The following is a 12,351-nucleotide window of genomic DNA, read 5'->3' as shown; positions in this document are numbered from 1 at the left end:
ATGACAGCATAAAAAAAGTGCTCTGAAAGTACGGGAGAAACAGCACGGCAATCCTTGCCGCTGTGGCTCACATTCTCTCAGAGCACTTCTTATGAGATGAATTCTCTATGCCTGCGATTTTTACCTATTTATTGTCCTGTGACATTTCTTCTATGTGTATTTTCTTTCCACCCTCTATCAGCCGTTTGATCTCCGGGTAGCCTAATGTTTCAGTACCCGCCATAGCCACAAACGAAAATCCGTCTCCGGCAATGACCATGGAGTCTTCTGACGCAATCACAGTATTGACATTTTCATAATTATAGGAGGTTGTATACTCTTCTGTCCTGACCTTAAACCCTTTCTTAAAGAATACAAGCTCTTTTTCCAGACCATCGGCTTTGCCCTTCAGCATCTTCCACTCACGGCCAGCAGCCTTTCTGAGTGATTTCTCGCTTCTCGCCTGTCTGTTTTTCATACGGTAATGGGCTGCGCAGACACCGGCCAAAACTGCCTCAACAGCGGCATAGGCCGCAAACGGAAGGGCTCCATCCTTCAGAGAGATATTAATAAAGGTAAAGCCTGCGCTCACACACAGAAATATCAGAAGATACATGCTGAAGGGATACTTCTCACGCCCGCTTTTCAGCCGGTTCCACTCTGCGGCCTGATACAGACGGTAAATTCCCTCTTCACTCTCAAGAACTCTGGCTCTAGGAGCACCCTCCTCAAGCTCCAGGGAAGTTCCCTCCTCAATTTTTTTTCGAATGAATGCCTCAAATTTTTCCGGCTTTCCTTCCAGAAAATTTTTCTTTTCCAGGATCATCTGTTTTCCGGTGCTCATATTGAGGATGAAGCGATCCCCCTCGCATTCTATGTTCCTGATTCTTTTATAGGATATATCCAGTCTGGAATCCTCTGATTCTGTGAACATGCTTCCCTCTCCAAACCAGATATACTGGCGAAGAGCCTGCCGCACCTCTGGATTCTGCGCATTTTTTCTCGATGATATCCAGGCAGACAGAAATAAAATTCCTCTGGATACTGCATAGAGCAAAACCACAACCGCGATCCACAGGACAAGGGTCACTGCACCTGCAAGATTTAAATACACTGAAATCTCCCTGGATACAAACAGGGAAATAGCAGCCCACACGGCAATTTCCACCCATCCAGTAGGTCTGAAGGCCCCTCTGGCTGCCATATCCCTTGCAACATCCGATGCCTTCCCCGATATAAACCCGTCTTCCGGATCGTGAAAGACATAAAAATACCCTTTTGCCATTTTTTTGAATTCCTCCCTTACTTTTCACATTTTTACTCGCGATCATTATACCATCTCCTCTGGATATGTATCTCTTCGAGAGACGCGCACTCGCCGCAAGGGTTTTGGCACCCCCTCCGTTCCCCAGCGGATCGTCATAATGACCGTTTTTCGGTCATTATACCACAGATTTCTCATTTAGGACAGGTGGAACAGGTGTGAGGGCAAAAGGCTTTGCGCGGGAAGTAAATGGATGATATACTATTACGAGATATAAACGGCCAGATCTATCGGGCAAAATATAACTGAGATGACTTTCTGCTATTAATAATTGAATTTATCACAGGAAAGGAACAGGTGCTTGACTATGAAACCATATGAACAGTACAGAAACAGAGGGCGCCGCGGCGGCAATGACGGCGGCGGCAGAGACAGGGAGGGCGCAGGAGAGCGCATCTTCACTCCGGACAGACCCAGGGTTTTAAAGGGTTCTGAGGAGCTCAGAACCCTCCTTCTCTCCATTGACAGGAGAAGCTATCCGGCCTACAAATCCCTTGCGGGGATCTACCGTTTTCCAGGCTTTCAGCTCTCCATCGACCACGTACAGGGCGATCCCTTTGCCTCCCCTTCCCATCTGAGCGTGTTTGTGCCCCATAAAACAGCGGGATTTGAAGCGTCTCTCTATGAGACAGATATGAGAAAGACAGCCCTGGAAGACTATCTCATCCGCCAGTTCGGCAGGGAGGCGGCCAGGTTCAATTTCCAGGCAAAGGGCTCCGGAAAGAGCGGGCTGATCTCTGTGACCCGCTGCGGCCAGGAAATTCTCTCCCGGACTGCCTGTGAGATACGGGAGGACGGCATCTGGCTTCGCTTCCACGCAGGCTTTCCTGCCAACGGCCGCACCATCAATGCCAGGGAGCTTGAAAAGATCCTCTTTGACTTTATTCCCGCCTGCGTAAAGAGGGCGCTGATGGCAGCCTCCCTGCCGGCCGATGAAATCAGAAGGAGGGCTGAGCTTGCCGACGATCAGGAGTATATCCGGGCTGAGCTGGAAAAGAGAGGGCTTGCCGCCTTCGTGGCTGATGGCTCCATCCTCCCAAGACAGAGCGGCGTCTCCGATCTTCCCTTAAGGGAGAGCGTTTCCTTCCAGTCCCCGGAGAGCCTTCGCGTCACCCTCTCTCTTCCCCACAGAGGGGAATTGTCCGGCATGGGCATTCCCAAAGGGATTACACTGATTGCAGGAGGCGGCTACCACGGAAAATCCACGCTTTTAAAGGCGCTGGAGATGGGCGTTTACAACCATATCGCAGGGGACGGCAGGGAATATGTGATCACCGACTCTACCGCCTTAAAGCTGAGGGCAGAGGATGGGCGCTATATTGAGGACACAGACATCTCCCTGTTTATCAATGACCTGCCCAATGGAAAGGATACCACCCACTTCACCACAGAAGATGCCAGCGGCTCCACCTCCCAGGCGGCCGGAATCGTGGAGGGCATTTTCTCCGGCTGCCATGCCTTTCTCATCGACGAGGATACCTCTGCCGCCAACTTCATGGTGCGGGACGAGCTGATGCAGAGCGTCATCCACAGAAAAAAAGAGCCGATCACCCCGTTCATTGAGCGGGCGAGACAGCTTTTTGACGAGCTGGGCATCTCCACCATCCTGGTGGCAGGAAGCTCCGGCGCCTTCTTCCACATTGCGGACACTGTGATCCAGATGGACAGCTACCGTCCTGTGGACATCACAGAGAAGGTGCGTGAAACCCTGAAGGCCTTCCCGTCTCCGGTGAAATCCTCTGAGGCTGCGCCTGCCTTCCGGATGCCGGATGCTTCCCGCCCCTACCGGGTAAACGGCAAGCGGATTGCCGATGGGAAGGTCAAGTTCTTCGACAGGGATTCCTTCTCCATCGACAAAAATACAGTAAACCTTCACTATGTAGAGCAGATTGCCGATTCTGAGCAGACTGCAGCTCTCGCCTATATCCTGCGCTATTCCTGCTGTGAACTTGCCGACGGCCGGAAAAATATTTCGGAAATCATGGAAGAGCTGGAACGCATGTGGGATTCTGAGGGCTTCTCCTCCTTCTTAAAAAAGAGCAAGGGAGGAGGCTATACGGCTTCCGGCTTCGCAAGGCCAAGAGCCCAGGAGGTCTACGCCTGCCTGGCCAGGTACAGGAAGCACCAGGCTTAGGCCCTGTCAGGTCAGATAAAACAGCCGGGCCGCAAAAAACGGTCCGGCATCCGAAAAAAACAGAAGGGGGAGGACGCAGATCAGAGGGCGTCCTCCTCTCTTGCCCTGGCTCTCCGATCGCGGATGGACTGGATGACCGGCACCAGAAAGGTCGCTATAATTCCTCCCGCAAAGCCGTTATTATAGAGATTCATTCCTCCGTACACAATGCCCACATTGAGCGCTACAGAGGAGTGGAGAAAGCCTGCCAGAAGCCCGGCCAGCCATCCAAACTCTCCTGAAATAGGCGCAAGAGTGGTAGAGAACAGGAAGGCCAGCATGGGGGAGGGTTCGCTGATACTCCAGTACTTTGTCAGTCCTGCCAGGTAGACTCCCATCATAATGGGGAAGATATTCCTGATATGCTTTCCCGTGGAGCTGAATCCCACAATGGTAAAAATACCTCCGATGGTTGGACCGTTTAAATCACCTCCGGCTATTACAACCATAAGAGTGGACAGAAAGCCGTTGACCGCCATATTAAGCACAGTGGCCGGCCCTCCATTGTCCCGCAGGTAATCTGTGCCCCCGATGCCGGAACATTTAAGGATTGCCCGGTACTCTTCCACTGCCTGGCGGCCGCCGACGTAAAACGCCCCCACTGCCATTCCGGCAAACAGAATACAGAGAATTGCAAAAAAGGTCATGGTATTTCCCGTATACCAGATAAGCCTGCTCTCCACCGTGATTCCGAATGATTTAAGGAGAGACACGATCACAGTAGCAATGATCCCTGCGGCAAATCCCACATTGTAGAGGGAATATCCCTTGTGGGAAAAATGAACATGGGTGGCCAGAGGCGGCAGTACAAACCCGATCACCATTCCCGCTCCCAGGGCCAGGAACACTCTGAAAATCAAAGGCATTTGCCCTATCTGCATAATCTGCGTGATAATGGGGGAAAGGCTGGTTCCGTAAAGTCCTATGTAAATATATTTAGACACCGGCATTTTATGGTATTTTGCATACAGCCAGATGCCGACCATAACTGCCCAGATATTTAAGAGATTCTTCCCAAACAGTGAAAAACCAAACATCAGACATGCGGAGGTGATCGTGTGTCCGTCCATCTCCATTCCGAGAAAATAGATCAGGGCAATGCTTAGAAGGGTAAGCATCCCTGCATTCAGAAACGCAGCCCCCACTCCTCCCACCACAAAATAATCGGTAATCAGAAAATCAGGTTCTCTAATCAGAGTCACAATTCCAGGCCAGATTTCATTTACCGGCTGGAGCAGAAAACCGCAGACCATAAAATAGAGGGGAATCGTTGACAGGAGAAGAAACTTCCCCCTTCTCGACAGGTGGTTCATGTGAGCCATTATCATACAACCTTTCTTTAAAAATTCGTTCAGCCTGAAATCGGCGAAGCTTTCAGATTTTTCCTTCTATAATGAGAAATCAGGAGCCGCTCTGCACAGGTTCTGACAGTTTTACAATCACAGTATCCTCATCCAGTACGATTGACCCTTCTGCAGGGTAACAGGTCATTGACTGAGAAAACGGAAGAGAGTCGAGATACCTTGACAGAACCGGCTCTGCACACGGCAGATTGAGCGCCTGCATCAGATCGTAAATCCTTCTGGAAATTCCCATGGAGCTGGCTGCATCCCACTGGTAAAAGGAACATCCAATCACATCCCCCAGCAGCTTCTCCCCTGTAAGACTTGCCTGCCTGCTTCCAAGAAAAATAAAGGTACAGTCGGAAATATCGAGTCCTGCGTCAGCAGCCATTTTCCCAGCCCTTCCATAGATCTCTCCCGTCAGAGCTGTGTCCTGCTCTGACACCTCATGTACCGTCTGAAAGAGACGGGCAGTATCACAGCCCTGACGCCAGGAAGCCGCCAGGCACATAAAAACTGCTGCCAGGGAAAGTCCCTTTCTGATACGGCTCCTTCTTCCTGCTTTCGATTTTTGCTCTTCCTTCCGCGCGCCTGCACTTTCTGAGGGCCAGAGAGCCGCTGCCAGAAAGGCCGCGGAAAACCCATAGACAAGAGGATAGACAAGCTGTGCCCGTATTGGCTGGTAATACCCTGAAACGATGGTCATAAAAAACGGTGAGATGAGAAACAGAACCGCAGCCGCCAGATAAAAGAGGAGACCCTTCTCCCTTTTCCTCCCCGCCCAGACACAGGATATGGTCAGAAACAATAGAAGAATCCACTGAAATCCCGGCCTGAACATCACATAGTAGCAGTCAAATACTCTGCGCACCTCTCCCTTCACATACCCGATGCACTGTCTGACTCCCTCTGTTTTCCAGTGCACCATATCTGCCACATAGGCTTCGCTTCCCCCTGACAGGCGGCGCACCAGAGAAGCCGTCAGAAGATACAGCACAAAACCTGACAGAAAGATAAGCGCCAGGCGGACTCCCGAGAGGAACCAGAAGCTTCTTCCCCTCCCTTTTCCCGTGTCGGACAGATAGACGGTCATAAACAGAATCACGGTCAGAGTCACCGCAACTGCCGCCATGGCCTGATACGTTCCGAAGGCCCAGACCATAAGGAGAACAGATATCAGACCCCAGAGCAGGCCTCCGCGAAAAAAAACAAGCTGCCCCGCCCCATACACAGCCGCCCCGCACAAAAACAGGGCAAATACCACCTCAAAGGACTGGAGAGTGAAATAAAACTGTTCGGCAAAGCAGGGAGCCGTCAGATACAGTGCGGGAAAAGCTGCCGAGAAAATGAGAAACCGTTTCTGTTCTGCGCTCCACTTATACACACAAAAGGAAAAAAACATGGCCGTTATCCACAGCATACACACGGTAAGCACCTTGGACACAGAGGGAACAAAGGAAGTCATTCCGAACAGATGCTTGGTAAAAACGAGTCCGAACCGGTTAATTCCCAGCCAGGAAGCCATCATGCTCTGGGGATCTGTCATCATAATCTCGCTGTCCACAGTAATATCAGCGCTTGTCAGCCATCCCCAATACACAAACAGGGCGGCTGCCCCGGAGAAAAGCGCACCCGCCCTGTTTCTTTTGATGAAGGAGCCAAACTCTGCAGTTTCCCGGCAAAGTCCCCTGAAAAACCTTAAAATGGCCGTATTTTTCCCATCAGCTCCCTGTCTGCCCATCTCCCCAGCCTTTTTTTGACCTGCCAGACTCATTCTTCCTCCTCCTTTCCGGATCATCCATCCCATTCTGCGGCTGCCTTGTCAGCCTCTTCCTCAGAAACAGATGTATTTTCACTGCTTTGTCTTCCTTTCCTGTCAGACTCATGATCCCTGTCCAGATTTTCCTCTGCTACCAGGTAGATAGGTCTCCTTTTTACCTCCAGGTAAATTTTGGCAAGATATTTCCCCACAATGCCCGCGCACAGAAGCTGGATGCCGCCCACAAAGAGGATAATGCAGGCCAGGGAGGGCCAGCCTCCCACCGGATCGCCGAACATCAGCGTCTTTCCGATTACCACCAGCACCATGAAAAAGGCCACTACACAGAAAATAAGCCCCAGGTAGGCCGCTATCGTCAGCGGAACCGTGGTAAAGGCCACAATCCCCTCTATAGAGTAGATCAAAAGCTTCCAGAAGGACCATTTCGTCTCCCCTGCCACCCGCTCCACATTCTCAAAGGGAATCCACTTGGTACGAAATCCCACCCAGCCGAAAATCCCCTTGGAAAAGCGGTTGTACTCCGTCATAGATACGATGGCATCCTTCATCTTCCTGTTCATCAGGCGGTAATCCCTGGCCCCGTCCACAATGTCAATATCAGAGATATGGCGGATCAGACGGTAAAACATCCTTGCAAAAAAAGAGCGGATGGGCGGCTCTCCTCTGCGATCCACCCTCCTGGTGGCCGCGCTGTCATACTCCCCTGACTCCAGCGCCTCTATCATCTCCGGCAGAAGCCTGGGCGGATCCTGCAGATCCGCATCCATAATGGCTGTATAATCTCCCCGGGCATGTTCAAGCCCTGCGTAGATCGCCGCTTCCTTTCCAAAATTTCTTGAAAAGGACAGGTATTTCACCCGCCTGTCTCTTTTCGCATATTCTTTTAACAGGGAAAGCGTCCCGTCCTTTGAGCCGTCATCCACGAAAATCCACTCGAATTCATACTCTGTCAGTCCCCCACACACCCTGCCGGCCTCCTCCATAAAAAGAGGAATCGCCTCCTGTTCATTATAGCAGGGAATAATAATCGAAATTCGTTTCATTTTCGTATTTCCTCTGGTTTCATTCTTTCATCACTGCCTTTTCTTTATATCATATCTCCCATCCCGTTACAAGCGGTTTCTTTCCATCCCTCCCCCAAGAGAAGAGGAGTCATTTTATAGTGACTTTCGCTGGAACTATAAAATGACTCCTCTTCTCTTACCTATTTTTTCTTTTACACGATTGAGACAAAACAGCCTAATTTTTCCCTGCAAGCTGGGACTTTATAAGGTTTCTGTAGAGGACTGCGCAAATCAGAAAAACAAGAAACACCGCCATAGCCTCCATCTCCCGCTTATTTTCCTTCCTAAGCTCCTTTAAACTGGCCGTCATTGTTCTCCCCCTCCTCTCCGATAGTTCTTTCCACTGCCCTCACCGTCCTCCTCCAGCTGTCGCAAAATACTTCAAGCTGCCTTCTTCCCTCCTCTGTAAGGCTGTAATATTTCCTGCTGGGCCCCAGAGGAGAAGGCATGAATTCGGCCCTCAGCATTCCTTTTTTCTCCAGGCGCAAAAGCAAAGGATAAATCGTCCCCTCCCTTACATCCGAAAACCCCTTTTCTCTCAGCCGCTCCACTATCTCATACCCGTATGTCCGCTCACGGCCTATGATCGAGAGGATGCAGCCCTCCATGATACCCTTCATAAGCTGCGACTGATCGTACATTCCTGCCCTCCTGTTTTTTCCCTGTAGTTCTGATTTGTATCCTGATTTTTTGTCCCTGCTCTTCTTACCCGTCTTTTGTTTCTGCCATACTCCTCTTCCAGGCTGTCTTGCATAACATAGTAGCTTAACTATATTGTATCACAAGATAGCTGGAACGGATCTTACAGTTTTCTTTCATTTCTCTTCCCGCAGCCCGTATCCCTTTCATCCCTGATATGGTAAAATCCTCATAGAACATAAAGCCAAAACAAAAGGAAAGGAAGAACGCATATGGACAGTGAAAAAGTTTACAGGATGAAATTTTCATCCATTTATCCCCTTCTGGTAAATAAAGCCGTAAAAAAAGGCCGCACCGGCGAAGAGGTCAGCCAGGTCATCAGCTGGCTCACCGGCTACAGCAGAGACGAAATTTTAAAGCTTTCTCAATCTGATATTGAATATGCAGAATTTTTCAGAAATGCACCTGCCATGAATCCCGCAAGAAACCTTATCAGGGGAACCGTCTGCGGGGTGAGGGTGGAAACCATCTCTGAACCTCTGATGCGGGAAATCCGGATTCTCGACAAACTCATCGACGAGCTGGCAAAAGGAAAGCCCATGGAAAAAATCCTGCGGTAATTTCCCGCAGATTCAGACGGAATAGAAATCCCTCCCCATCCCTCCCCCAAAGAGAAGAGGAGTCATTTTATAGTGACTTCGCTGGAACTATAAAATGACTCCTCTTCTCTCACCTATTCTCCTTAAATTTATCCGAAAACCCCGGTGGACAGGTAGCGCTCCCCTGTATCCGGCAGCAGAACCACAATCCTCTTCCCCTCATTTTCCGGCCGTCTGCCTATCTCGCAGGCAGCGGCAAGGGCGGCTCCTGATGAAATGCCGCACAGAAACCCTTCTGTCCCCGCAAGCAGTCTGGCAAACCGGAAGGCCGCCTCGTCCTCCACCCGGATTACCTCATCGTAAATCCCTGTATCGAGAATCTCCGGCACAAATCCGGCTCCAATCCCCTGAATCTTGTGGGGGCCCGGCTGACCTCCCGAGAGCACAGGAGAAGCCGCAGGCTCCACAGCCGCCACATGAATATCCGGCTTTTTCTCCCTGAGGAACCTGGCCGTTCCTGTGACTGTCCCGCCGGTTCCGGCCGCTGACACGAAAATGTCTACCTCCCCGTCTGTGTCCTCCCAGATCTCCGGTCCTGTAGTCAGATAGTGGGCCTTGGGATTGGACGGATTCTCAAACTGTCCCGCAATCCAGGCAGGCCTTCCTTCTTTCAGGAACTGCTCCCTGATCTCTTCCGCCTTTCTGATGGAGCCTGCCATCCCCTCAGCCCCCGGCGTAAGAACGATCTCGGCGCCGTAGGCCTTCAGCAGAAGCCTTCGCTCCACACTCATGCTGTCCGGTATAACAATCACTGCCCGGTAGCCGTTTACAGCGGCAAGAGCCGCCAGCCCCACTCCCGTGTTTCCGCTGGTAGGCTCAATAATCACAGACCCTTCTTTCAGAATTCCCTGTTCCTTCGCGTCCTCAAGCATCTGCCTGGCCACACGGTCCTTGGCGCTCCCTGCAGGATTAAAGCACTCCAGCTTTGCCAGAATTTCTGCTCTGACTTTCTCGCGCCCTTCCAGCCTGGCAAGCCTTACAAGGGGTGTCCTTCCCACCAGCTCCTCTATTCCTCCATAGATTCTTCCCATTTTTCATTCCTCCTGAACACTTGGCTGATCTTCATTTAACTCCAGCCACTGTACAAACTGCTTTCTCACACATCCTGCTCCTGCATCTTTTTAAGTGCATCTGCAAAGGGATTGTTCACCATCTTCTCTTCCTTTTTCTGCTGATTCAGGTATCTGGCCACATCGCGCTTCGTCACCCCTGCGCCTTCCCTCTGCCTGCGCTCCTTAAAATTCGACAGCTTCTCCTTATAGCCGCAGACACAGGAAAACATCTGGTTTTCCCCCTTGCCCCGAAGCTCCATCTTTTTATGGCATTTCGGGCATCTGGCATTGGACGTGCGGGAAATGGTTTCCCGGTAGCCGCACTCCCTGTCCTGGCAGACCAGCATCTGGCTGTTCTTTCCCTTCACAGAGAGCATCCGTTTTCCGCAGCGGGGACATTTTGTGTTGGTCAGATTATCGTGGCGGAAGGTTCCCTCTCCCCCCTTAATTTCTTCGACAATATCCTTTGTGTAGGTACGGATGTCCTCCATAAAGGCATCCCTCTTCATCTCACCCTCTGCAATTTTGGAAAGACGCATCTCCCACTGAGCCGTCAGCTCCGGCTTTCTCAGATCCTCCGGCACCAGCCTCAGAAGCTGCTTCGCCTTGGATGTGAGACAGATATCCTTTCCTTTCTTTTCCAGCATAAAGCCGGAAAAGAGCTTCTCAATAATATCAGCCCTTGTGGCAACCGTTCCCAGTCCCCCTGTTTCCCCCAGAGTCTTTGCCATGGCCCGGTCGCCGGATTCCATATATCTGACAGGGTTTTCCATAGCCGACAGAAGGGTTGCCTCATTAAAGGGAGCCGGCGGCTTCGTCTTTCCCTCCGTCAGTGAAATACCTGCCGGTCCTGTCACATCCCCCTCCCGCAAATCGGGAAGTGTCTGTGCCTTCACCCTCTCGTTCTGAGGACCTTCGCCGTCCTCGTCCCCGTCTTCCTCATCCAGGTATCCTCCGGTCCCTGAAAGGCCGGATTCGTCTGCGCTTTCATAGACCTCCCTCCAGCCGGGGGTTCTCATGACCTTTCCTCTGGCGGTAAAAATTTCTCCGCCTATCTCAGCCGTAATCACCGTTTCGTCATACTCTGCTGCCGGATACAGCACTGCCAGAAAACGCCTGACAACCAGGTCATAGATTTTCCGCTCCTCCGAGGTCATGTTCTGAAGCTGTACAAACTGCTCGGTGGGAATAATGGCATGGTGGTCCGTGACCTTCCCGTCGTTGATAAAGGACGCCTTCTTTGTCCACACATTCTTTGACAGCTTTCCCGCCAGCTTCCGGTAGGGCCCTGTCCCGCAGGCTGCGAGCCTGTCGTGTATCGTGTCGGCTACATCACTGCTCAGATACCTGGAATCCGTCCGCGGGTAGGTCAGAACCTTGTGATTTTCATAGAGCCTCTGCATAATATTGAGCGTTTCCTTGGCCGAATAGCCAAACCGCTTATTGGCGTCTCTCTGAAGCTCCGTCAGGTCGTAGAGGAGAGGGGCCATGGTCTTTTTCGGTGTCTTTTTAACCTTTGTGATCCGCACCTGCTGATCTCTCAGGCTCTTTTGAAGTCCCTCCATCCTGTCCCTGTCAAAGCTTCTCATTCCCCCGGACTTTTTGTCCTGCCAGGTCAGTATAAGGGCAGGCTTTGACGTCCTGGCTGTGAGACCCCAGTAGGCCTTTGGCCGGAAGTTTCGTATCTCCTCCTCCCTCTTTGCGATAATGGCAAGGGTCGGCGTCTGCACCCGTCCGCAGGAAAGCTGGGCGTTATATTTGCAGGTCAGAGCCCTGGTGGCGTTAAGCCCCACCAGCCAGTCAGCCTCTGCCCGGCACATGGCTGCATCTCTTAAGTGGTTGTACTCTCTTCCATCCCTCAGGCGGGAGAATCCCTCCTTTATGGCCCTGTCTGTGACGGAGGAGATCCAAAGCCTTTTCAAAGGCTTCCTGCACCCTGCCTTCATCAGGATAAAGCGGGCCACCAGCTCTCCCTCCCGCCCTGCATCTGTGGCGATGACAATATCCTTCACATCGTTTCTGAAGAGCTGGCGCTTCACCACACCGAACTGCTTTGCCGTTTTTCCGATCACTTCCAGCTTAAACGGCTCCGGCATCATGGGAAGATCCGCCATATTCCAGTCCTTATATTTTTTATCATACTCCTCCGGCGCTGCCAGCTCCACCAGATGGCCGAACGCCCAGGTAACAATATACTTATCGCCCTCCAGACAGCCGTCTGCACTTTTTCTGCAGCCAAGTACCCTGGCAATATCCTTGCCCACAGAGGGCTTTTCAGCTATTACAAGAGATTTCATCTGCTCTCTCCTCTCTCACTTTTTGCGGGACAGATACCCGT

General features: G+C 51.4%; 10 protein-coding genes. 2 read left to right on the top strand and 8 right to left on the bottom strand.

All coding sequences use genetic code 11. The features are described 5' to 3' along the window. Positions 1 to 124 precede the first annotated feature (124 nt). Positions 125 to 1,264 carry a YcxB family protein gene (locus tag LK436_RS03035; protein WP_008396934.1) on the bottom strand — a complete coding sequence of 380 codons (1,140 nt, stop codon included), beginning with the start codon at positions 1,262 to 1,264 and terminating at the stop codon, positions 125 to 127. A 346-nt stretch (positions 1,265 to 1,610) separates the two neighbouring features. Here LK436_RS03035 and LK436_RS03030 point away from each other — a divergent pair, with 346 nt between their 5' ends. After that, the gene (locus tag LK436_RS03030) at positions 1,611 to 3,437 is read left to right on the top strand and encodes an ABC-ATPase domain-containing protein (RefSeq protein ID WP_008396935.1); all 1,827 of its coding nucleotides are present in this window, start codon (positions 1,611 to 1,613) and stop codon (positions 3,435 to 3,437) included. Between the two features lie 80 nt (positions 3,438 to 3,517). On the opposite strand, the gene LK436_RS03025 is transcribed toward LK436_RS03030, so the two are convergent. The 5 genes from LK436_RS03025 to LK436_RS03010 form a co-directional block, all read right to left on the bottom strand. After that, complete coding sequence (locus LK436_RS03025; protein ID WP_008396936.1) at positions 3,518 to 4,804, bottom strand: DUF1576 domain-containing protein; 1,287 nt, start codon at positions 4,802 to 4,804, stop codon at positions 3,518 to 3,520. Between the two features lie 73 nt (positions 4,805 to 4,877). Then, a complete protein-coding gene (locus LK436_RS03020) occupies positions 4,878 to 6,593 on the bottom strand; it encodes a glucosyltransferase domain-containing protein (protein ID WP_021966615.1) in 1,716 nt (571 codons plus the stop codon). A gap of 20 nt (positions 6,594 to 6,613) precedes the next feature. After that, positions 6,614 to 7,642, bottom strand: a complete 1,029-nt coding sequence (locus tag LK436_RS03015) for a glycosyltransferase family 2 protein (protein WP_008396938.1) — start codon at positions 7,640 to 7,642, stop codon at positions 6,614 to 6,616. Between the two features lie 196 nt (positions 7,643 to 7,838). Further along, the gene (locus LK436_RS18350) at positions 7,839 to 7,973 is read right to left on the bottom strand and encodes a hypothetical protein (RefSeq protein WP_008396940.1); all 135 of its coding nucleotides are present in this window, start codon (positions 7,971 to 7,973) and stop codon (positions 7,839 to 7,841) included. Beyond that, positions 7,948 to 8,304: a PadR family transcriptional regulator gene (locus tag LK436_RS03010; protein ID WP_008396941.1), complete on the bottom strand. Its 357-nt coding sequence runs from the start codon at positions 8,302 to 8,304 to the stop codon at positions 7,948 to 7,950. The genes LK436_RS18350 and LK436_RS03010 overlap by 26 nt, the downstream gene beginning before the upstream one ends. Positions 8,305 to 8,574: 270 nt before the next feature. Between LK436_RS03010 and LK436_RS03005 the strand changes: the two genes are divergently transcribed. Continuing rightward, positions 8,575 to 8,922 (top strand): DUF2200 domain-containing protein, encoded by a 348-nt coding sequence (locus tag LK436_RS03005; RefSeq protein ID WP_008396942.1) that lies wholly within the window; start codon positions 8,575 to 8,577, stop codon positions 8,920 to 8,922. A 128-nt stretch (positions 8,923 to 9,050) separates the two neighbouring features. Here LK436_RS03005 and cysK read toward each other — a convergent pair whose 3' ends face one another. After that, positions 9,051 to 9,992 (bottom strand): cysteine synthase A, encoded by a 942-nt coding sequence (gene cysK / locus LK436_RS03000; RefSeq protein ID WP_008396943.1) that lies wholly within the window; start codon positions 9,990 to 9,992, stop codon positions 9,051 to 9,053. Positions 9,993 to 10,057: 65 nt separating this feature from the next. Then, a complete protein-coding gene (locus LK436_RS02995; protein WP_008396945.1) occupies positions 10,058 to 12,310 on the bottom strand; it encodes a DNA topoisomerase III in 2,253 nt (750 codons plus the stop codon). Positions 12,311 to 12,351: the final 41 nt, after the last annotated feature.

It is taken from the genome of Clostridium sp. M62/1, from assembly GCF_020736365.1.
Lineage (GTDB): Bacteria > Bacillota > Clostridia > Lachnospirales > Lachnospiraceae > Otoolea > Otoolea saccharolyticum_A.
Note: the sequence above shows the minus strand (reverse complement) of the source record. Positions and strands in the feature narration are given on the sequence as shown.